Annotated in this window: 18 protein-coding genes; 4 read left to right on the top strand and 14 right to left on the bottom strand. The window is 69.6% G+C overall.

Annotated elements, in window-relative coordinates:
• Nucleotides 1-89 precede the first annotated feature (89 nt).
• On the bottom strand, nt 90-2,336 hold the full coding sequence (parC, locus tag ABC766_RS30225) for a DNA topoisomerase IV subunit A (RefSeq protein WP_274927351.1): 2,247 nt from the start codon (nt 2,334-2,336) through the stop codon (nt 90-92).
• 248 nt (nt 2,337-2,584) lie between these two features.
• Complete coding sequence (gene recO, locus ABC766_RS30220; RefSeq protein ID WP_043349601.1) at nt 2,585-3,304, bottom strand: DNA repair protein RecO; 720 nt, start codon at nt 3,302-3,304, stop codon at nt 2,585-2,587.
• A 131-nt stretch (nt 3,305-3,435) separates the two neighbouring features.
• Between recO and ABC766_RS30215 the strand changes: the two genes are divergently transcribed.
• The gene (locus tag ABC766_RS30215; protein ID WP_179696583.1) at nt 3,436-3,837 is read left to right on the top strand and encodes a hypothetical protein; all 402 of its coding nucleotides are present in this window, start codon (nt 3,436-3,438) and stop codon (nt 3,835-3,837) included.
• Between the two features lie 19 nt (nt 3,838-3,856).
• The gene (locus tag ABC766_RS30210) at nt 3,857-4,552 is read left to right on the top strand and encodes a gamma-glutamylcyclotransferase (RefSeq protein WP_043757238.1); all 696 of its coding nucleotides are present in this window, start codon (nt 3,857-3,859) and stop codon (nt 4,550-4,552) included.
• Nucleotides 4,553-4,555: 3 nt separating this feature from the next.
• Here the strand turns inward: ABC766_RS30210 and ABC766_RS30205 are convergent, their stop codons facing one another.
• Nucleotides 4,556-4,699, bottom strand: coding sequence for a hypothetical protein (locus ABC766_RS30205; protein WP_164706385.1), 144 nt, complete (start codon nt 4,697-4,699; stop codon nt 4,556-4,558).
• 175 nt (nt 4,700-4,874) lie between these two features.
• Between ABC766_RS30205 and ABC766_RS30200 the strand changes: the two genes are divergently transcribed.
• On the top strand, nt 4,875-5,498 hold the full coding sequence (locus ABC766_RS30200; RefSeq protein WP_345820230.1) for a hypothetical protein: 624 nt from the start codon (nt 4,875-4,877) through the stop codon (nt 5,496-5,498).
• Here ABC766_RS30200 and dnaE read toward each other — a convergent pair.
• Nucleotides 5,495-9,013 (bottom strand): DNA polymerase III subunit alpha, encoded by a 3,519-nt coding sequence (gene dnaE / locus ABC766_RS30195; protein ID WP_342141802.1) that lies wholly within the window; start codon nt 9,011-9,013, stop codon nt 5,495-5,497. The genes ABC766_RS30200 and dnaE overlap by 4 nt on opposite strands.
• A 538-nt stretch (nt 9,014-9,551) precedes the next feature.
• On the opposite strand from dnaE, the gene ABC766_RS30190 reads away from it, so the two are divergent.
• Nucleotides 9,552-10,820 (top strand): glycosyltransferase, encoded by a 1,269-nt coding sequence (locus ABC766_RS30190; RefSeq protein WP_043354256.1) that lies wholly within the window; start codon nt 9,552-9,554, stop codon nt 10,818-10,820.
• Between the two features lie 181 nt (nt 10,821-11,001).
• On the opposite strand, the gene ABC766_RS30185 is transcribed toward ABC766_RS30190, so the two are convergent.
• From ABC766_RS30185 to ABC766_RS30140, 10 genes are all read right to left on the bottom strand, one after another.
• The gene (locus ABC766_RS30185) at nt 11,002-11,262 is read right to left on the bottom strand and encodes a hypothetical protein (protein ID WP_043354255.1); all 261 of its coding nucleotides are present in this window, start codon (nt 11,260-11,262) and stop codon (nt 11,002-11,004) included.
• 370 nt (nt 11,263-11,632) lie between these two features.
• Entirely contained in the window at nt 11,633-12,346 is a 714-nt protein-coding gene (locus ABC766_RS30180; protein WP_043354253.1) for an ABC transporter ATP-binding protein, read from the bottom strand.
• A gap of 13 nt (nt 12,347-12,359) precedes the next feature.
• Nucleotides 12,360-13,661 carry a lipoprotein-releasing ABC transporter permease subunit gene (locus tag ABC766_RS30175; RefSeq protein ID WP_043381918.1) on the bottom strand — a complete coding sequence of 434 codons (1,302 nt, stop codon included), beginning with the start codon at nt 13,659-13,661 and terminating at the stop codon, nt 12,360-12,362.
• Nucleotides 13,662-13,670: 9 nt separating this feature from the next.
• Nucleotides 13,671-14,996, bottom strand: coding sequence for a proline--tRNA ligase (gene proS, locus ABC766_RS30170; RefSeq protein WP_043381915.1), 1,326 nt, complete (start codon nt 14,994-14,996; stop codon nt 13,671-13,673).
• 656 nt (nt 14,997-15,652) lie between these two features.
• Nucleotides 15,653-15,979, bottom strand: coding sequence for a DUF1467 family protein (locus ABC766_RS30165; RefSeq protein WP_043381913.1), 327 nt, complete (start codon nt 15,977-15,979; stop codon nt 15,653-15,655).
• A gap of 5 nt (nt 15,980-15,984) precedes the next feature.
• On the bottom strand, nt 15,985-16,389 hold the full coding sequence (mce, locus tag ABC766_RS30160; protein ID WP_043381911.1) for a methylmalonyl-CoA epimerase: 405 nt from the start codon (nt 16,387-16,389) through the stop codon (nt 15,985-15,987).
• A 218-nt stretch (nt 16,390-16,607) separates the two neighbouring features.
• Entirely contained in the window at nt 16,608-18,281 is a 1,674-nt protein-coding gene (locus ABC766_RS30155) for a ribonuclease J (protein ID WP_043354241.1), read from the bottom strand.
• 16 nt (nt 18,282-18,297) lie between these two features.
• On the bottom strand, nt 18,298-19,101 hold the full coding sequence (locus ABC766_RS30150) for a biotin--[acetyl-CoA-carboxylase] ligase (RefSeq protein ID WP_043354228.1): 804 nt from the start codon (nt 19,099-19,101) through the stop codon (nt 18,298-18,300).
• A 7-nt stretch (nt 19,102-19,108) separates the two neighbouring features.
• On the bottom strand, nt 19,109-20,554 hold the full coding sequence (nuoN, locus tag ABC766_RS30145) for an NADH-quinone oxidoreductase subunit NuoN (RefSeq protein ID WP_043354226.1): 1,446 nt from the start codon (nt 20,552-20,554) through the stop codon (nt 19,109-19,111).
• 10 nt (nt 20,555-20,564) lie between these two features.
• Nucleotides 20,565-22,085 carry an NADH-quinone oxidoreductase subunit M gene (locus ABC766_RS30140; RefSeq protein WP_043354224.1) on the bottom strand — a complete coding sequence of 507 codons (1,521 nt, stop codon included), beginning with the start codon at nt 22,083-22,085 and terminating at the stop codon, nt 20,565-20,567.

Here is a 22,085-nt window from a genome sequence, read left to right as displayed (position 1 = left end):
CCCCAACCCTCTCCCGAACGGGAGAGGGAGCCTGTCGCGCCTACATGAACGGACGTGCGTATGGCCGTCCTCTTTCAGTCGGCCCCGCTTCAGCGCCCGAACCGTTCGAATTTCGGGAAGCTGCGCGCCATCATCAGCCCGACCTCGGCGCGGTGGCCGAGCCACTTCTCCAGCACCGACGCGTTGGCGAGCCGGCCCTCCGGTGAGCCGTCCTGCCAGGGCAGGCCGTCCGCCAGCTTGAACACGTGCGCGTCGAGCAGCCCGCCGCTGCGGCAGCGCTGGAGGCGCACGCCCTTGCCGCGGGCGAGTTCGGCCACCTCGGAGATCGGGAAGATCAGCAGCAGCTTTTCCGTGTTGACCACCGCGACGTGGTCGCCCTCGGCCGGCACCAGCACCGCCGCGGTGGCGTCGCCGTCGAGGCCCAGCACGTTCTTGCCCTTGCGGGTGTTGGCCACCAGCGCGTCGGCGGGCGCCACGAAGCCGCGCCCGTCCGAGCCCGCGATCAGCAGCTTGGTCTCGGGCCGGTAGGGCAGCGCCGCCACGATCTCGGTGCCGTCGTCGAGGTCGGCCATCAGCCGCACCGGGTCGCCGAAGCCGCGCCCGCCCGGCAGCTTCGAGGCTTCCAGCGTGAACACCTTGCCGTTCGTGGCGAGCAGCAGGATCTTCTGCGTGGTCTCGGTGGGGAAGGCGATCTTCAGGGTGTCGTCGCCCTTGAACGCAACGCCCGAGAGGTCGGCGACGTGGCCCTTGAGCGCCCGGATCCAGCCCTTGGTGGAGACGATCACGGTGATCGGCTCGCGCTCGACCAGGGCCGCGGTGAAGTCGATGCCACCGACATCCGGGGGGCTCGCCAGCGTCGTGCGGCGCTTGCCGAGCTTGGTCTCGGGCCCGAAGGTCTTCTTCACGGCGCGGATCTGCGCCTGGATCGTCTTCCACTGCGCCGGCTCGGAGGCGAGCAGGGCGTCGATCTCGGCCTTCTCGGCGGTGAGCGCGTCGAACTCGCGCTTCAACTCCATCTCCTCCAGCTTGCGCAAGCTGCGCAGGCGGGTGTCGAGGATGGCGTTGGCCTGGATCTCGGTCAGCGCGAAACGGGCCATCAGGGCGGCCTTCGGCTCGTCCTCCTCGCGGATGATGCGGATCACCTCGTCGAGGTCGAGATAGACGATGAGCAACCCGCCCAGGATCTCCAGGCGGCGGTCGATCTGGCCGAGGCGGTAGCGCGAGCGGCGCTGCAGGACGACGCGGCGGTGGTCGACCCATTCCCGCAGGCACTCGGCGAGCCCGATCACCTTCGGCACGAGGCCGCCGACCAGGACGTTGAGGTTGAGCGGGATCCGCGCCTCCAGCTCGGTGAGCCGGAACAGCGATTCCATCAGGATCACCGGATCCACCGTGCGCGAGCGCGGCTCCAGCACGACACGCACGTCCTCGGCGGATTCATCCCGCACGTCGGCGAGCAGCGGCAGCTTCTTCTCCTGCAGCAGCTCGGCCATCTTCTCGATCAGCCGGCCCTTCGGGATGCCGTAGGGGATCTCGGTGACGACGATGTTCCAGGTGCCGCGGCCGAGATCCTCCTTGGTCCAGCGGGCGCGGACCCGGAAGGCACCGCGGCCGGTGCGGTAGGCCTCGGCGATCGACTCGGCCGAATCCACCAAGATGCCGCCGGTCGGGAAGTCCGGCCCCTGCACGAACTTCGCGAGCTGCCCGGACGTCGCCTCGGGATGGTTGATCAGGTAGAGCGCCGCGTCGCACAGCTCGGCGGCGTTGTGCGGCGGGATCGAGGTCGCCATGCCGACCGCGATGCCCTGGCTGCCGTTGGCGAGCAGGTTCGGGAAGGCCGCCGGCAGGACGATCGGCTCCTCCTTCTCGCCGTTGTAGGACGGCCGGAAATCGACGGTGTCCTCGTCGATCCCGTCGAGCAGGAGGCGGGCGACCTCGGTGAGCCGCGCCTCGGTGTAGCGGTAGGCGGCCGGACCGTCGCCGTCGATGTTGCCGAAATTGCCCTGCCCGTCGACCAGCGGGTAGCGCTGGGCGAAGTCCTGGGAAAGCCGCACCAGGGCGTCGTAGATCGCCTGGTCGCCGTGCGGGTGGAAGTCACCCATCACGTCGCCGACGATCTTGGCGCATTTCTTGTGCGCGGTGTTGGGGTCGAGGCGCAGCAGCCGCATCCCGTAGAGGATGCGCCGATGCACGGGCTTCAGCCCGTCGCGGGCATCCGGCAGCGCCCGGTGCATGATCGTGGACAGCGCATAGGCGAGGTAGCGCTCTTCCAGCGCGGATTTCAGCTCGACGCTCTCGATCCCGTCGCCGGACGGCGGCTCGAAGGGCTGGCCCATGACGGCTCCTGTCTCAGGGCGGGGCCGCCGACCGGCAGCGCCGCCTTTCCGGATGGTTCGTCAGTCCGGGGCACCGAAGGCGAGCCCGGAATCCAGAACCACCGACCCTGTCCGAGGAGGCGGACGAACCTTGCGGGCCGAGCGATTCTGGATTCCGGGCTCCGCTTCGCGGCCCCGAAACGACGGGATGACACAGCCCGGGTTGAGCCGCGCTCAGACCCGGGCGCGATTAGAACATAGCGCGAACATTACCCGGCCTCTCGGCCGAGCGCAACGAATCGCGCCCGCTCCTCGGACGGCGCGAGGCCCCGAGGGCCCCAGACGTGCCGGTCGAGGAAGTACCCCGTCAAGGTAAACCCTTGGGCAACGCCGTCCGGACCCGGGGATCCGCCGGCGAGCAGGAAGGTTGGAAGCGCGAGAAGACGGTCCCGATAGGGCTCGCCCGCCGAGGCGCTGACCGCCCGGCCGCTCTTCGGCGAGACGTAGGCGAGGGCGTCGTTGCCGCCGGTGGCGGCGCAGGCTGTCAGGTCCAGGCCGAAACCGAGCTCCGACAGGATGGCCAACTCGAACCGCACCATCAGGGGCGGCGCGATGGCGGGGTCGTCGAGGTGCTCGACGAGGATCCCCGCCGCCGCGTAGAGCGCCGGATGCGGGTCGCGCTCGGGGAGGAGCCGCAGCAGCGCCGCGAGGTGTCCGATGCCGTATAGGGCCAGGCTCGATCCGATCAGCCGGGAGACCTGCGACTCGAGGGGCTCCACCGCGTAGGCGCCGAGGCCCTCGTCGAGGCGCGCCCGCCAGGTCAGCCGGACCCGGTTGCCGGGCTGGAGCACCGGCTGCATCCGCCGCGAGCGTCCGCCATGGACGAGGCCAAGATGGCGTCCATGGGCCTCGGTCATCGCCTCCAGGATGACGCCGGTCTCCCCGTGCCGGCGCAGGCCGAGCACCAGGGCGTCGTCGGTCCATTGCATCGAACGTCGCGTCGTGAGGTGAAAGGGGCGCGGCGCGCGACGGGCGCGTGCCGCTCGTTCTCCTCATATAGGGACCCGCAGCCTTCGGCGCTGTCCAGCCTCAGGCAGCCTTGGCCGGATAGCGAAGGCCGATGCCGCCCCGCGCCGCTCTTGCCATCATCTTCGCCCTCGCCTCCGCCGGCGCGCAGGCCGGGCCGCGCAAACCGAAGCCCGCGGCCGAGGACGTGCCCTCCCCGGCCCTCCTCCAGCGGATCGCCGCCCTGGCGCTCAAGCAGGTCGCCTTCGGTTCGATCTCGCTGCTGCCGGTGCGCTTCGAGGGCAGCCGGATCGCCGGGCCGATCGCGGATGGCGGCCGGGTGATCTACTGCGTGTCGGGCCGGATGTACGGCCGGACCTTCGGCAAGCCCGAGCGCCCGAAGGTGACGTTGCTCTACGAGGCCGACCGGCTCACGGTGCTCGACGACGACGAGGTCTGCACCGGCCACCGCACCCGGCCCTTCCCCGAACTCGACGCGCTGGGCAACAAGCCGTGAGGCGGCTGCGTTGAGGGCCATGCCCTGCGCGCCCGCCCGCACCCTCGACCTCAGCCTCGACCTGATCGCCCGCGCGCATTCCGTCCCGGTCCCCGACGACCCGAGCGCCCTCGACGTGCTGTCGGATTCGGAGTTGCGCCCGGGCCTGGAGGCGATCGTCGCCGGGCGCGAGGGCTGCGATCTCTGGGTCTTCGCCTACGGCTCGCTGATGTGGAATCCGGAATTCGAGGTCGCCGAGCGCCGGATCGGGACGGTGCGCGGCTTCCACCGCCGGTTCTGCCTGCTGCAGCGCCGGTTCCGCGGCACGCCGGAGCGGCCGGGCTTCGTCCTGGCGCTGGACCGCGGCGGCCTCTGCCGGGGCGTCGTGTTCCGCCTGCCCGGGATGGAGATCCGCGAGGCGCTGATGCCGGTCTGGCGCCGGGAGATGCGGGGCCGCGGCTACGTCGCTCGCTGGCTGCCGGTCGCCACCGAGACCGGGACCGTGTCGGCGCTGACCTTCCTGGCCAACCGCGCCAGCGACCGCTACGCCGGCCGCCTCTCGGACGCCGAAATCGCGGAAAAGATCGCCGCCGCCTGCGGGCACAAGGGACCGAGCGCCGAATACCTGTTCCGGACCGTGGACGCCTGCGAGCGCCTCGGCATCCGCGACCGCCATCTCTGGAATCTCCAGGCCCTCGTGGCCGCGCGGCTCAGGGCCTGCGCTCCGGGGGCGTGAGGTTCAGGTCCAGGCCCGCTTCATCACCACGGCGACACGTCCGCCCGCATGCTCGGCATCCGGATTGCGCGGCTCCCGGATCCCGGGGGCGCGGCCGGTGGTGACGTAGACCAGCAGGGTGAGGGCGAGCAGGATCTTCGTGCGCATGGCGACGCTCAAGCTTGAGCGCCGGTGCATAGGATCGATCGCTTTTTAAGGAGTTGCTGCGGTGCACACGGACGGGATCGCGGCCTGGTTCCTGCGGACGTGGTGAAGGAAGGGTTGCGGGCCGGCCGCGATCGTCTATGCCGCCGGCCCGGGATGTCCACAGGTGGAGGATGAGATGCGGCTCCGGATCGGCGTAGCCCTGGCGGTCGTCGGCATCGCCGCCGTGGCTCTCCTGGCGGGGCCGCTGAGCCGCGGCGACAGGCTGTCCGACATCCTCACCGGGCGGACGCCGCTGCTCGCCGGCGGCACCCGGGCGCCCGGTGGCGGCGCGAACCTCACCGGCACTGCCGACCTGGGGACGGATCAGCGTCCGGCGACCCTTTACCTCGCCTGTGATCCGGGCGGGACCGGCCTGTCGGCGGCGCTGACGCTGCCGCGCTTCGCCGAGCTGGCGCCGCGCTTCGACTTCGCCGGGCTCGAAGGCTCCGGCAGCGCGACGCCGCTCACCGGCATCCTCGTCTCCAGTGCCGGCAGCGTGCGCTCCATGCGGATGCCCGTGCAGGGCGCGGCGACCGGGGCGGATTCGGGCTTCACCCTGACGGTGACGGGCGCCCGCCGCGGCGAGGATCCGCTGCGCGGCCTCGCCGTGGCGCTCACCCAGCCCGGCACCAAGCTCACCTGGACGCAGGCGAGCCCGCGCTCCGGCGATCCGGCCCTTACGGCGGTGTTCACGGTGGCGGAGAGCGACGCCGCCGCGCTGAAGGGCGCCCTCACCGGCTGCCTGGCGGCCCCGTTCTAGCTCACCTCCACCTGCACCACCCCCGGCACGGTCCGGAGCTGGCCTGCGAGCGTCGGCGTCGCCTGGAACTTGCCGGGCAGGCGGATCTCCACCTCGCGGCTGCCGCCGTCGAGCTTGAGGATCAGGGAGACCTCGCTCTCGCCGCGCATCGACAGGCGCTGCTGCACGGGGGCGACGCCGCGCGGGTCGCTCAGGTGGATGCGGATCCCCTTCTGGTGGCGGGCCACCGCCTGGTCGAGGGGCTCCGCGGTGAGGATCCGGGCGCGGACATCCTCGCCCTCCAAATTCGCCTGGAGCTGCAGCACCAGCGGGCGGCCCGGCTCCAGGATGTCGCGGTACTGGCCGAGTCCCTCGGAGAAGATGATCGCCTCGAAATGCGCGGTCCGGTCCGAGAGGGTGACGATGCCCATCTTGTTGCCGGTCTTGGTGCGCCGCTCCGCCCGGTCGAGCACGGAGGCCGCCACCCGGCCGACGCTGGAGGTCCCGGCCCGCACCGCGCGGCAGAAATCGGTCCAGCTCTGCACCCGCAGCTTGTCGAGCAGGTCGCCGTACTCGTCCAGCGGATGACCGGAGATGAAGAACCCGATCGCCGCGTATTCCCGCTTCAACGTGTCGGCCATCGGCCAGATCTCGTGGGGCGGGATCCGCAGGGACACGTCGTCCGCCACCACGCCGCCGAACATGTCGGTGACGCCGGCCGATTCCGCCTCCGCCGCGCTGGCGGCGAGCTTCATCATCGGTTCCACCGCCGCGAAGGCCCGGGCCCGGTCCGGCTCGATGCAGTCGAGTGCCCCGGCCTGGACGAGGCTCTCCAGGGTGCGCTTGTTGATCTGCCGCGGGTTGAGGCGGCGGGCGAGACAGGCCAGGTCCTTGAACGGTCGGTCGCCGCGGGCCTCCACCAACGCCCGCACCGCCTCCCGGCCGACGCCCTTGATGGCGGCGAGCGCGTAGAAGATCTTGCCTTCGCGCACCTCGAACACCTCGCCGGAGGTGTTGATCGAGGGCGGCTCCACCGTGATCTTGAGGCGCTGGGCGTCCTGGCGGAATTCGGCGAGCTTGTCGGTGTTGTCGATGTCGAGGGTCATGGCGGCGGCCAGGAACTCGACCGGGAAGTTCGCCTTGAGATAGGCGGTCTGGTAGGTCAGCAGCGCGTAGGCCGCCGCGTGGCTCTTGTTGAAGCCGTAATCGGCGAACTTCGCCAGAAGGTCGAAGATCTCGTTGGCCTTGGCCTTGGTCAGCCCGCGCTCGGTGCAGCCCTTCAGGAACCGGTCGCGCTGCGCGTCCATCTCGGCGCGGATCTTCTTGCCCATCGCGCGCCGGAGCATGTCGGCCTCGCCGAGCGAGTAGCCGGCCAGGACCTTGGCGATCTCCATCACCTGTTCCTGGTAGACGATGATGCCGAAGGTCTCCTTCAGCATCGGCTCCAGCTTGGGATCCGGGTACCACGTCGCCTCATTGCCGGCGTCGCGGCCGAGCTTGCGCTCGCAATAGACCGGGATGTTGGCCATCGGGCCCGGCCGGTAGAGCGCCACCAGGGCGATGATGTCCTCCAGCCGGTCGGCCTGCATTTCGCAGAGCGCCTTGCGCATGCCGGCCGATTCCACCTGGAACACGCCGACCGTCTCGCCCCGGCCCATCGGCCCATAGGTGTTCGGATCGTCGAGCGGCAGCGACGCGAGGTCGATCTCGATGCCGCGCTGCTTCAGGAGATCGGTGCAGCAGCGCAGCATGGTCAGGGTTTTGAGGCCCAGGAAGTCGAACTTCACCAGCCCGGCCTGCTCGACCCACTTCATGTTGAACTGGGTCACCCGCATGCCGGTCTTCGGGTCGCGGTAGAGCGGGACCAGCTCCTCCAGCGGCCGGTCGCCGATCACCACGCCGGCCGCGTGGGTCGAGGCGTGGCGGTGCAGGCCCTCCAGCTTCTTGGCGATGTCGATGAGCCGGCCGACGATGGGCTCCTCCTCCATGGCCTGCTGGAGCTTCGGCTCGCCCTCGATCGCCTGGGCGAGGGTCACCGGGTTGGCGGGGTTCTGCGGCACCAGCTTGGTCAGCTTGTCGACCTGCCCGTAGGGCATCTCCAGCACGCGGCCGACATCGCGCAGCACGCCGCGGGCGAGCAGGGTGCCGAAGGTGATGATCTGCCCGACCTGCCCCTCGCCGTAGCGCTGCTGCACGTAGCGGATCACCCGCTCGCGGCCCTCGACGCAGAAGTCGATGTCGAAATCCGGCATCGAGACGCGCTCGGGGTTGAGGAAGCGCTCGAACAGCAGGCCGAAGCGCAGCGGGTCGAGGTCGGTGATCAGCAGCGACCACGCCACCAGCGAGCCGGCGCCGGAGCCGCGGCCCGGACCGACGGGGATGTCGTGGTCCTTGGCCCACTTGATGAAGTCCGAGACGATCAGGAAGTAGCCCGGGAACTTCATCGACACGATGACGTCGAGTTCGAAGGCGAGGCGCTTGCGGTAATCCTCCTCCGAGAAGCCCGGCGCCGTGCCGTGCTGCTTCAGGCGCAGCTCCAGCCCGGCCTCCGCCTGCCGGCGCAACTCGGTCGGCTCGTCGGCCGAGACCGCCTGCACGCCCGTGTCCGCCGCCTCCGCCAGGGCCTCCGCCATGGGAGGCGTCTCGCCCGCCGCCACGGCGCCGAAATTCGGCAGGATCGGCTTGCGGGTCCGCGCCCGCACGGCGCAGCGCATGGCGATCTCGACGGTGGCCTGGAGCGCGTCCGGCAGGTCGCGGAACAGCGCGGCCATCTCGGCGCGGGTCTTGAAGGCGTGGCTCGGCGTCAGCCGGCGGCGGCGCTCGTCGGAGACGACGCGACCCTCCGCGATGGCCAGCAGGGCATCGTGGGCGTCGTAATCGTCGGGCTTGGCGAAGTAGGGCTCGTTGGTGGCGACGATCCCGAGGCCGTGGCGGCCGGCAAGGTCGAGAAGTGCGGTCTCGACCCGCCCCTCCTCGGGCAGGCCGTGGCGCTGCAACTCGACGTAGAGCCGGTCCTCGCCGAATGCCTCCTTCAGCCGCTGCAGGCGGCCGAGGGCCAGTTCCGGCCGCCCGGCCCGGAAGGCGGCATCGAGGGGCCCCGACAGGCCGCCGGTGAGGGCGATCAGTCCCTCCGAGGCTCCGACGAGGGCCGCGGCGTCCAGGCGCGGCGCTTCGCCGAGCGCCGTGTCGAAATAGGCGCGGCTCGCCAGCCGCAGCAGGTTGGCGTAGCCGGCCTCGTCCTGGGCCAGGAGCACGATGCCATGGTGCGTCGGCGCTTGGCGCTGGTGCGGATCAGCGGCCTCGAACGCCACCGAAAGCTGGATGCCGGCGATCGGCTGGACGCCCTCGCCGGCCGCCTTCTCGGAGAATTCGAGGGCCCCGAACAGGTTGTTGGTGTCGGTCAGCGCCAGGGCCGGCTGCCGGTCGGCGACCGCGGCCTTGATCAGGGAGCCGACCTTCAGCGCCCCTTCGAGCAGGGAATAGGACGAGTGGACGTGGAGGTGGACGAATCCGACCTCCTTGAGCTGGCGTGGCATGGCCGACCTTGTTCCGGGGTCGGCCAGCATCCCCGCTCGCCGGCTCCAAGTCGACGTGTGCCGGGCCGACGAAAGGCGATATCCACCGGTCGTGCCCCGGAAGCAGCAGTTCGGGCCAGGCCTGTGGATTATCGGCCGCGCCGGGCGGATCGCCTGTGCATAACCCGCCCATCGCAGGAACCGGGGGCGCCTTGGAAAAATCCGGCTAACGAACCGGTGCCAAGGCTATCGCCCAGGCGCCGACCGCCGCGAACAACAGCCCGAACGCCATGAACTCGACCATCCCGGTCAGGACCAACCGCTTCAGCATCGATCTGCCTCCCGTGTTCCGGTCCTAGTATGTTCATGTTTTGTTCCAATGGAAGGGCGTTCGGGCCACAAACCGGCGCCCGCTTATCGGTACAGTAAAAAGTGTCTTGATGCGGATCGGGCGGGCTGGCATGCCCCGCCTTCGAGACGAGCTCGTCACCGCTTGGGGGGTTCGAAGGAGTAAGCCATTCCCGCGCACCGGACGGTCGAACGGTTCGACGTCGCCCTCGTGGCCGTCGGCACGCACGGTGACGTGCTGCCGTTCATCGCGCTGGGTCACGAACTCCTGAAGCGCGGTCACGGCGTCTCGCTGGCGGCCCCGGCGCCCTTCGAGGCGATGGCCCGCCGGGCCGGACTCGCCTTCCAGCCCCTGGGTACGGTCGCGGATTACGAGGCGGTGATCCGCCAGCCGGATCTGTGGCACCCGCAGCAGGGCTTCCGCCCGATGTTCGATTACGCCCTGCAGGTGGCCGAGCCGGCCTGCCTGTGGCTCGGTGCGACCCGCGCCCGGGGGATCGACCTGCGGGTGGTCGCCTCGCCGCTGGGTTGGGGCGCCCGGCTCGCGCAGGATCTGTATGATCTCCCGACCGCGACGCTGCACGTCATGCCGTTCCTGATCGAGAGCCGGTACGATCCGCCGCGCCTGCCGGGCCTGCCGCTGCCGCGCGTCCTGCCGGCCTCCCTGCGGGCCTACGTGAATCTCGGCGTCGACAAGGTGGCGGTCGGCCCGTTCACGCTGCCGCCGCTCAACGCCCTGCGGGCCCGCCTCGGCCTCGATCCGGTCTACCGGCTGCGTCACTGGTGGAACAGCCCGACCGGCATGCTCCTCATGTTCCCCGACTGGTACGCGGAGCCGCAGGCCGACTGGCCGGGTCAGGCGGTGCAGCTCGGCTTCCCGCTGGTCGACCGGTTCGGCGACGTGGCGGCCATGCCGCCGGAGCTGGAGGCGTTCCTCGCGGCGGGCGACCCGCCGATCGTGTTCACCTACGGCTCGGCCATGCGCCAGGGGGCCGGCTTCTTTGCCACCGCGGTGCGGCTGTGCCGGCGGATGAACCGGCGCGGCGTCCTGCTCGCTCCCCAGGGCGGCCAGATCCCGAAGCCGCTTCCGGCCGGGATCATCCACCTGCCCTACGCGCCCCTGAGCGCCCTGTTGCCGCGCAGCGCGGCCCTGGTTCATCACGGGGGCGTCGGCACGGTGGCGCAGGCTTTGGCCGCGGGGATCCCGCAGCTCGTGGTGCCCGTGGCTTTCGACCATTTCGACGAGGGGCGGCGGCTGAAGGACCGCGATCTCGGCGCCACCCTGAGCCGCCGCGCCTTCCGTCCCGCACGGGCGGCGCGGGTGCTGGGCCGGCTGCTCGCCGATCCCGCCGTGGCGCGGGCCTGCGCGGCGGCCCGGGCACGGATGGCGGGGAGCTCCGACGCCATCATCGACGCCTGCGACTACGTCGAGAGACTGATGCCGACCGAGGCCGGTTCCGGCCCCTCCGTCGCTCCCTGACCGCACCGGTCGCGCGGGGCGGCCCGAACGCGAGCGGCGCCGCCCCGGGGGGGCGGCGCCGTCTGCTTACTGGCCGAGCAGAGTCGTGGCCGAGCCGACGAGCGTCATGAGCAGGCCGCTCACGAAGGCACCGATCATGACGTAGGAGAGAGCCTTCAGCTTCATCTGTCCTCGCGTCGGATCAGCAGCGGTAACCGCCGGCGGTCTGGCCGTACTGCTTCACCGGCCGGGTCTGCTGATCGGCGTTGCCTTCGGCGGCCGAGCTCATCGGGCAGCCCACGTAGTTGGGATTGTCGTGGACACCGAGGCCGAGGGAGCCGGTCGTCTCAACCTCGTAGGGAGCGAAGCCGGTCCAGCGCGCGCCGTTCTCCGCCAGAGCGGACGAGATCGGAGCGGCACCAAGAACAAGAGCAGTGACGGCGGCGGCGATACGGGTCTTCATGGCAGGGCTCCAGAGATCACGCAGTACAGGCCGGTTGTTCGGCTCTGTTTTATCTAGCGTGATGATAAGATAGGGAGCCGGTGTCTTCCGTGACGTGACTCGCCGCACGCGACGGGACGGATTAAAAATCGTGTGCATTTATGGAGGCGTGAAGCCAGGCATGGACTTCGCCGACGGCGCGGGCGGGGCGAACCGCGGGGTTGAAGGACCGCCCGCATGGCGCGTTGGGGGTGACGTCCGGGCGCACGAAGTCCGCCGCCGCCTTGACCGGAAGCGATCTTGAGCCGAGCCCGTCCGCGTCGATGCGCGCGGCGCCGCGCGCGCCGATCCGCGGACACACGGGACGGTCCGTGCGGACGCGTCGCCGGACTCAGTCGAGCTGCGTGATCAGCCCGTCGCGGATGGTCACCCGCCGGTCCATCCGGGCGGCCAGCTCGAGGTTGTGGGTTGCGACCAGAGCGGCGAGGCCCGAGGCGCGGACCAGCGCCATCAGGACCGAGAAGACGTGGCCTGCCGTCCCGGGGTCGAGATTGCCGGTGGGCTCGTCGGCCAGCAGGAGGCGCGGGCCGTTGGCCACCGCCCGCGCGATGGCGACGCGCTGCTGCTCGCCGCCCGACAGCTCGGCCGGGCGGTGCGGGAGCCGTTCCTTGAGGCCCAGGAAGCTCAGGAGTTCCGTGGCGCGGGCCTTCGCCTCCGGACCCTTCAGACCGCGGATGAGCTGCGGCATCACCACGTTCTCCAGGGCGGAGAATTCCGGCAGGAGATGATGGAACTGGTAGACGAAGCCCATCTCCTCGCGCCGCAGACGGGTGCGCTCGGCATCGGCCATCGCCGCGGTGGGATGGCCGCCGATAAAGATCTCGCCCCCATCCGGCCGCTCCAGAAGGCCGGCCAGATGCAGCAGGGTCGATTTGCCGGCGCCCGACGGCGCCACCAGCGCCACCAGTTCCCCCGGCCAGATCGCGAGGTCAGCCCCGCGCAGGATCTCCAGGGCACCTTCGGCCTGGGGATAGCGCCGCTCGACGCGGGAAAAGAACAGGGCCGGGACCGGCTGGTCGCCGGTTGTCTGGCTCGACTCGCTCATCGGATGCGGCCCGTCAGCCGTAGCGGAGGGCCTGCACCGGATCGAGCCGGGCGGCGCGCCAGGAGGGATACAGCGTCGCCGCGAGCGACAGCAGCAGGGACGTGATCACCACGGCGGTGATCTCCTTCGGATTCATCTGGGCCGGGATCTCGGCGAGGAATCGCACGGTCGGATCCCAGGCGCCGGGAAACAGCACGTGCTGGATCGGCTTGATGTTCAGGGTGATCAGGACGCCCAGCGCCAGCCCGCTCAGCGTTCCGACGACGCCGATCAGGGCGCCGTTGATGAGGAACACCCGCATGATCGTGCCGGGCGTCGCCCCCATGGTCCGCAGGATCGCGATGTCGCTCGACTTGTCGCGCACCAGCAGGATCAGGCCGGAGACGATGTTGAGCGTCGCCACCACGACGATCAGGCTGAGGATCAGGAACATCACGTTCCGCTCCACCTCCAGGGCTCCGAAGAAGGTCCGGTTGCGCTGGCGCCAGTCGGTGAGCAGGATCGGGCGCTCGGCCGCCATCTCCAGGGGCTCGCGCATGTCGCCGACATGATCGGGATCGTCGACGTAGATCTCGATCATGCTGACGTCGCCGTCCCTGTTGAAGAACGCCTGCGCCTCGGCCAGGGGCATGAACACGAAGGTCTGGTCGAACTCGGTCATGCCGACCTCGAACACCGCCTTGACCGTGTAGCTCTTGGTTCGCGGCGCCGTTCCGAAGGGGGTCGACGAGCCCTTGGGCGTCACCAGCGTGATCGTATCTCCGGCCTGCAGGCCGAGGGTGTCGGCGAGCCGCCGGCCGATCAGCACGCCCGTGCCGTCGTCGAAGCCCTCCAGGGTGCCCCCGCGGATCGCCGAGGATACCGCCGCCAGGGCGTCGAGGTCGGCGGCCCGCACGCCGCGGATGATCACGCCGGAGCCGCCATATTGCGACGACGCGAAGGCCTGGCCCTCCACCAGCGGCACCGCGGCGCGCACGCCCGCGACCTTCGACAGGCGCTCCGACAGGTCGGTCCAATCGTTGAACGGCCGGTCGATCGGGGTGGCGAACAGGTGACCGTTGATGCCCACGATCTTCGAGAGCAGCTCCGCCCGGAAGCCGTTCATCACCGACAGGACGATGATCAGCGTGGCGACACCCAGCGCGATGCCCAGCACCGAGAAGAACGCCACCACCGAGACGCCGCCGCCCCGTCGGCGGGCGCGCAGGTAGCGGCCGGCGAGGATCCACTCGAACGGCGCGAACGGGGCAGTGGTGCCCGCACGGAACGACGCCGCGAAGGTCCTGACCCGGTCCAGCGCCGCTGATGCCGCCATCGGCACGCCTCAGACGCGCCGGATGCGTGCCAGCAGATCGACGATGGCGAGGCTCTCGCGCTCGCCCCCGGCACGCCGCTTCAGCTCGACCTTGCCCTCCGCCAAGCCCTTCGGCCCGACGATCACCTGCCAGGGCAGGCCGATCAGGTCCGCGGTGGCAAACTTGGCGCCGGGGCGCTCGTCGCGGTCGTCGTAGAGCACCGACAGGCCGGCGGTCTCGAGATCCGACTGGATCTGCGCGCAGGCGGCATCGGTGCCGGCATCGCCGACCTTCAGATTGATCAGGGCCACGTCGAACGGCGCGACCGAATCCGGCCAGATGATGCCGGCCTCGTCGTGGCTCGCCTCGATGATCGCCGCCACCAGCCGGCTCGGACCGATGCCGTAGGAGCCCATATGGACCGGCCGCTCGATCCCGTCCGGCCCGGCGACCTTGGCGCCCATCGGCTCGGAATACTTGGTGCCGAAATAGAAGATGTGCCCGACCTCGATGCCGCGTGCCGCGAGGCGGCTGTCCTCCGCAACCTCCGCAAAGGCCTCCGGCTCGTGCATCTCCTCGGTGGCCGCGTAGTGCGAGGTCCAGGCATCGACGATGCCCTGGAGGGCGGCGACGTCGTCGAAATCCACGGTCTCCGGCGGAATGTCGAAGTCGAGATAGGCCTTGTCGCAGAAGACCTCGCTCTCGCCGGTCTTGGCCAGGATGATGAATTCGTGGGACAGGTCGCCGCCGATGGGGCCGGTATCGGCGCGCATCGGGATCGCCTTGAGGCCGAGCCCGGCGAAGGTGCGCAGGTAGGCGACGAACATCCGGTTGTATGCGTGGCGGGCGCCGGCCTGGTCGAAATCGAACGAGTAGGCGTCCTTCATCAGGAACTCGCGGGAGCGCATCGTGCCGAAGCGCGGCCGCACCTCGTCGCGGAACTTCCACGAGATCTGGTAGAGGTTCTTGGGCAGGTCCTTGTACGAGCGCACGCTCGCCCGGAAGATCTCGGTGACCATCTCCTCGGCGGTGGGGCCGTAGAGCATCTCGCGCTCGTGCCGGTCCTTCAGGCGCAGCATCTCCTTGCCGTAGGCGTCGTAGCGGCCGGATTCCCGCCACAGCTCGGCGGATTGCACCGTCGGCATCAGGATCTCGATGGCGCCGGAACGGTCCTGCTCCCGCCGGATCACCGCGCAGACCCGCTCCAGCACCCGCAGGCCGAGCGGCAGCCACGCGTAGATGCCGGCCGACTCCTGACGCACCAGGCCGGCGCGCAGCATCAGCCGATGCGAGACGATCTCGGCTTCCTTGGGCGTCTCGCGCAAGGTCGGCATGAAATAGCGGGAGAGACGCATGTCGTCAGAGTCTTGGAAGAGGATCGGCCGGGAGGAGCCGCGGCGCGCCGGCACACAACACGCCGGAGACGCAAATTACAAGCACTGCGCGACCACGGCGGGGCGTAATCGCGGCGAACCGGAGGCGGCGGCCCGGCCGCGGTTGGGCCGCTGCCTAGGCGGAAAGCGGTATGCCCATTTGCCGGCAAGAAAGCGCAGATTTTTCTCGCAGACCCGGTGACAACACGAATTGTTGTTCCTATAAGCGTCCGGCGATGTTTGCGACGCCCGGAAGAGGTGGCGCAAGGTCCGAGTCTCGGGAGGAAAAGCGACCGCTCCGCAGCCAATGCGTGGGATATTCAAAGGTCGAGCCATTGAAGCTTGAAAGCAAGGCCTCGGGCCTTGCTTTTTTTATTCTTGGCGGCGGGCTGCGTTGCCCCGTCCGCCGGGCGCTTGTCGAGGGACAGCGCTGAAGGCCGCCGGAGGCGATCCGTTCAGCACCGAGAGCCGGGCGGGTCCCGACCCTTCGACCCCCGGGAGACAAATGGTCGCCGTCAGACCGCTGCGTGCGGCGGGCCTATCCCTCCGATGACGTCCCGCACGCATCGCCCGGAGACGTGAGCCCGGGCATGGCCTGTCTTACGGCGAGCTCAGAGAAACCCCGGCTCTGAGCCGTCCTACAGCCCGGCCAGGGGGAACACCGCCAGGGCGATCAGGAAGGCGGCCCCTGCGACCAGCGTCGTCCAGATAGCCTTCTCGCGCAGCCGCGGCGCCGCCGGAGCGCCGGGATCCTGTCCCGGGACCACGTGGGTGGGCCGCGTCTCGGGCTGGTTGCGCAGGGGCAGGACCGCGAAGAGCAGCGTCCACCAGACCACGAAGTAGAGGGCGATCGCGCCGCCCACCGTCAGCTTGAACAGGCTCACCGCCGCGGCCACGAAGGCGGCGATCAGCACGGTGATCACCGCCAGGGTCACCGGCGTCGAGCGGGCCAGGCTGTGCATCATCCGGCTCACACCTGCTCCAGCTCGACCAGGGTTCCCAGGAAGTCCTTGGGGTGAAGGAACAGGACCGGCTTGCCGTGGGCTCCGATCCGCGGCTCGCCGGTGCCGAGGACCCGGGCGCCCTGGGCCTTGAGCTTGTCGCGGGCGGCCAGGATGTCGTCGACCTCGTAGCAGACGTGGTGGATTCCACCGCCCGGGTTGCGGGCCACGAAGGCTTCAATCGGCGAGCCCTCCCCGAGGGGGGACATCAGCTCGATCTTGCTGTTCGGCAACTCGACGAACACGACCGTGACACCGTGCTCCGGCTGCGGGAGCGGCGGGGTGATCGTGGCGCCGAGCGTGTCGCGATAGACCGCGCAGGCGGCGTCGAGATCCTGTACGGCGATGGCCACGTGATTGAGACGGCCGATCATGTTGCTTCCTCCCCGTTCGCGTACCGATCGGCAGGCCGCTGCTTCCAGGCGCACCCTCATCCTCGGGGCCTGCGCGGGCCGCCGCGAAGGCGCCCGCCAAGGAACGCGCCAAGGATCGCGCGTCCCGCTGGAGGGCGCCCCTGAGACCCCCTGTGCAGGGGTCTCAGGATGAGGGTCTGGACCGGACCTGCCGTGGTCCGTTCGTCTGTTGTCGTAACTTAAACTTCGACCACCTGCACGTGGCAGGCGGGCTTCTTGCCCCAGACCTCGTTGACCGCGGTGCGCACCGCCCGGTCGACCGTCTTCTCGACGCTCTCCGAGTCCTTGAGCTTGCCCCGCGACATCCCCGACAGGGTGCGGGAGACCGCATCCACGACGGTCTCGATCAACGGCTCGCCGGACCGGCCGCGGTTCGGCAGGCCGATGATGTCCACCGCCGGCTCGCCGAGAACCACGCCGTCCTCGTCGATGGCGATCGCCACCGAGACCAGGCCGGCCTGCATGAGCTTGCGCCGTTCCGGGATCGCCCGGTCCTTCTCGTCGATCAGGACGTCGCCGTCCTTGAACAGCCGGCCGGCCTTCACGTGGTCGACCACCGCCGGCGTGCCGGGGCTCAGGCGGATCAGGCTACCGTTGCGGGCCTTGACCACGTTCTGCACGCCCTGCGCCCGGGCGAAGCGGGCATGCTCGTCGAGGTGCAGGGCCTCGCCGTGGACCGGGATCGCCGTGCCGGGACGGGTCCACTTGTACATCTCGACCATCTCGTCCCGGCGCGGGTGGCCGGAGACGTGGACGAGGTCGGTGCGGTCGGTGATCACCTCGACGCCTTGCTCGATCAGGTCGTTGATGATCGATCCGACATCGCGCTCGTTGCCGGGAATGGCGCGCGAGGAGAAGATCACCTGGTCACCGGCGGTGAGGCTGATATCCGGGTGGTCCCGGCGGGAGACCCGGGCCAACGCGGCCCGCGGCTCGCCCTGCGATCCGGTGAGCAGGGCCACGACCCGCTCCCGCGGCAGGCTCTTCCAGGAATCGGCGCGGCGGAATTCCGGCAGGCCGTCCAGGTAGCCGCATTCGCGGGCCACATCGATCACCCGGTCCATGGCGCGGCCGACTGCGATGACCTCGCGGCCGCAGGCGACGGCGGCTTCAGCGACCGCGCGGATGCGGGCGACGTTCGACGCGAAGGTGGTCACCGCGACCCGGTGGGGGGCGTCCGCGATCAGCGTCTTGAGGGTCTCGGCCACGGTCTTCTCGCTGGGCGAGAAGCCCTCGCGCACGACGTTGGTCGAGTCGCATACGATGGCGAGGATACCCTCGTCGCCGAGCGCCGTGAACGCCTCCGGCGAGGTGACCGAGCCGGCCACCGGGGTCGGGTCGATCTTCCAGTCGCCGGTGTGGAGCACGAGGCCCGCGGCGGTGCGGATCGCGATGGCGTTCGATTCCGGGATCGAGTGCGAGACCGGCACATACTCGAGCTCGAACGGTCCGACGGTCACACGCCGGCCGGGCTTGACCTCACGCAGCTCGACCTTCGGGGCGCCGGGCTCGGAGAGACGCCGGGTCTCCAGCAGGTTCTTGGCGAAACGGGTCGCGTAGACCGGCACCTTGAGCCGGGGCCACAGCTCCGAGATCGCCCCGATATGGTCCTCGTGCGCGTGGGTGATGAAGATCCCCAGCAGGTCCTTGCGCCGCTCCTCGATGAAGGAGAGGTCGGGGAACATCAGGTCCACCCCCGGCATCTGCTCTTCGCCGGCGAAGCCCATGCCGCAATCGACCATGATCCATTTCCGGCCCTTCTCCGGGCCGAACCCGTAGAGCGCCGCATTCATTCCGATCTCGCCCACGCCGCCGAGCGGCAGGAAGACCAGCTCCTCCTGTCCCATTGCCATCTGTCGTCGTCCAAACTCAGGCCGCCGTCGCGGCCGTTCCGAAATGCACCTCGCCCGCCGTCACGGTATGCCGATTCCCATCGGGGGCGAGGATCACGAGCCGCCCCCCCTCGTCGATCGTCTCGAACACGCCCCGCAGGATGTGCCCGCCGCTGCGCACCGCGATCTCGGTTCCGAGACCCGCGGCCCGCGCGAGCCAAGCCGCGCGCAGGTCAGCGAAATTCCGTCCCCGGTCCCAGGCGCGCGCCTGCGCGGCCATCCGGTCCGAGAGATGTTCCAGTAGCGCCTCGGCGCCCCCGGCGTAACCCGCCGCCGCCAAGCTCATTGCGGCGAGCCCGTCCGGGGCCGCCGCGACGTTGACGCCGAAGCCGATCACCGCGGCGCGCCGGCCGCCCGGCAGCGTCTCGGCCTCCAGAAGCAGGCCGGCGAGCTTGGCGCCGCCGAGCAGGACGTCGTTCGGCCACTTGAGCTGCAGAGATCGGGCGGCGCTGCCGGATCCGGTATCCGGCAGGGTGCCGCAGGTCGCCTCCAGCGCCTCGATCAGCGCGAGGCCGGCCACGAAGCCGAGTTCGGCGAGGTGGTCTGGCGCTACCCCGGCGATGGGCCACAGCACGCTCGCCGCGAGGTTGCCCGGCAGCGAGGCCCAGCTGTTGCCGCGCCGGCCGCGGCCCGCCTCCTGACGGTGGGTCACCACCCAGAGGGGGCCGGTCTCGCCCGCGCGCGCCTGAGCCATCGCCTCCGTGTTGGTGGAGCCGAGGGTCTCGTGGACATGCAGGCGATGGCCCTCGGCGCGCGCCGCGGACCCCAGTCGGTAGGGCAAGGCTGTCCTAGAACAGAGACCGGGCGGCCCGGCCTGCGGCGCCGACCAGCGGCCCGGGCAGGAGGAAGAACAGCACCACCACGACGCTCGAGAGGGCGAGCACCACGCGCAGGCCCGGCGCCATCGTCTCGTAGGGCTCCCGGGGCTCGTCGAAATACATGATCTTGACCAGCCGCAGGTAGTAGTAGGCGCCGACGACGCTGGTGACGACGCCGATCACCGCCAGGGTGACCAGGCCCGCCTTGATCGCGGCGGCGAAGACGTAAAACTTCGCGAAGAACCCGGCCAGCGGCGGGATGCCGGCCAGCGAGAACATCATCGCGGCGAGGCAGAAGGCCAGCCACGGATGCGTCCGCGACAGACCGGACAGGTCGTCGATCTTCTCGAACATCACCTCCCTGCGCCGGAGCGACAGGATGATCGCGAAGGTGCCGAGGGTCATCGCGAGGTAGATGATCATGTAGATGACGAGCCCGCTGATCCCCTCCTCCGAGCCGGAGGCCAGCCCGATCAGCGCGTAGCCGATATTGGCGATCGACGAGTAGGCCATCAGGCGCTTGATCGACGTCTGGCCGATGGCCGCGAAGGAGCCGAGCGCCATCGACGCGATCGAGACGAAGATGAAGATCTGCTGCCAGATCGCCGTCACGTCCGGCATGGCGCCGATGAAGACCCGCACGGTCATCGCCACGGCGGCCATCTTGGGCGCCGAGGCGAAGAAGGCCGTCACCGGGGTCGGCGAGCCCTCGTAGACGTCGGGCGTCCACATGTGGAACGGCACGGCCGCCAGCTTGAAGCACACGCCGGCCGCCAGGAACACGATACCGAGCACGATGCCGAAGCCGGCATTCTCGGTGAGCGCCGAGACGATGCCGGGGAACGAGACGGTGCCGGTGAAGCCGTAGACCAGCGAGGCGCCGTAGAGCAGCATGCCGGAGGAGAGCGCGCCGAGCACGAAGTACTTGAGGCCGGCCTCGGTGGACTTGACGTCGTCCCGGTGGAAGGCGGCGATCACGTAGGCGGCGAGCGACTGAAGCTCGAGGCCGAGATACAGCGCGATCAGGTCGTTGGCCGAGACCATCACCATCATGCCGATGGTGCAGAGCACGATCAGCACGGGGAACTCGAACCGGTCGATGCGCTCGCGCTTGAAGAAGTCGTGCGCCAGCAGGATCGTCGCAGAGGAGCCGAGCAGCACCAGCGACTTCATCACCTTGGAGAAGGCATCCGACACGAACGCGCCCGACAGGGTGGTCACCCGACCTTGGGCCGGCTGGGAGATCACCACCGACAGGGCGACGAGGAGCAGGACCAGGGCGCCGATGCTCACGGTCTCGGCGGAGCGTTCGCCGCGCCAGGCGCCGTAGAGGATCAGGACCATGACGCCGACGCCGAGGATCAACTCGGGCAGGAGCGGCGCCAGTGAGGGCAGGACGGAGTGGACGGTTGTCATGGTGTCCGCCTCAGCGCGGGATCGGCAGCGCCGCGGCGGCCGTCTGGGTGTTCGAGAGGGCGGCCTTCATGCTCGCCATCAGCGCATCCGTGGAGGGCGCGAACACGTCGAGCACGGGAGCCGGGTGCACCCCATAGTAGATCGTCAGCACCACCAGCGGCGCCAGGATGATCTTTTCGCGGGTATCCAGATCCAGGATGCCCTGGAGGTTGGGCTTCTCCAGCTTGCCGTAGACCACCCGGGCGTAGAGCCACAGGGCATAGGCCGCCGACAGGATGATGCCGAAGGTCGAGAAGAAGGCCACATTCGGGTTCGCCTTGAAGGCGCCGAGCATCGCCAGGAACTCGCCCACGAAGCCGGAGGTGCCGGGCAGGCCGACATTGGCCATGGTGAAGATCAGCATGGCCACCGCGTAGAGCGGCATCCGCTTCACGAGGCCGCCATAGGCGGCGATCTCGCGGGTGTGCATCCGGTCGTAGACGACGCCGACGCAGAGGAAGAGCGCTCCCGACACGATGCCGTGCGAGATCATCAGGAACAGAGCGCCCTGGATGCCCTGCTCGTTCAGGGTGAACAGGCCGAGCGTCACGAAGCCCATATGGGCCACCGACGAGTAGGCGATCAGCTTCTTGATGTCGGTCTGCATCATCGCGGTGAGCGAGGTGAAGATGATCGCGATCACCGACAGGGCGAAGACGAAGGGTGCGAAGTCGTGGCTCGCCACCGGCAGCATCGGGAGGGAGATCCGGATGAAGCCGTAGCCGCCCATCTTCAGGAGGATGCCGGCCAGGATCACCGAGCCGGCCGTGGGCGCCTCCACGTGGGCGTCGGGCAGCCAAGTATGGACCGGCCACATCGGCATCTTCACCGCGAAGGAGGCGAAGAAGGCGAGCCACAGCCATGTCTGCATCTGCACCGGGAAGCGGTACTGCAGCAGGGTCGGGATGTCGGTGGTGCCGGCCTGCCAGTACATCGCCATCACGGCCAGCAGCATCAGCACCGAGCCGAGCAGGGTGTAGAGGAAGAACTTGAAGCTCGCGTAGATCCGGCGCGCGCCGCCCCAGATGCCGATGATCAGGAACATCGGGATCAGGCCGGCTTCGAAGAACAGGTAGAACAGCAGCAGGTCGAGGGAGGCGAACACGCCGATCATCGTCGTCTCGAGGACGAGGAAGGCGACGAAGTACTCCTTTACCCGGAAGTGGATCGAGTGCCACGACGCGCCGATGCAGAACGGCATCAGGAAGGTGGTCAGCAGGATCAGCGGCATCGAGAAGCCGTCGACGCCGAGCTTGAACCGGATCGTCTCGGTGAGCCACGCGTGGCTCTCCACCAGCTGGAAGCTCGACGAGGCGGCGTCGTAGCGGTTCCAGGCCACCAGGGAGAGCAGGAAGGTGACGATTGTCGTCGCGAGGGCGGCCCAGCGGCTGTTGCGCGCGACCGATTCCTCGTCGCCGTTCAGCGTCAGGATGAAGGCCGCGCCGCAGAGCGGGACGATCAGCAGGCCGGAGAGGATGCCGAGGCCGAGCAT

The organism is Methylobacterium fujisawaense, from assembly GCF_039619325.1.
Lineage (GTDB): Bacteria > Pseudomonadota > Alphaproteobacteria > Rhizobiales > Beijerinckiaceae > Methylobacterium > Methylobacterium fujisawaense.
This window is presented reverse-complemented; position numbering and strand designations above follow the sequence as displayed.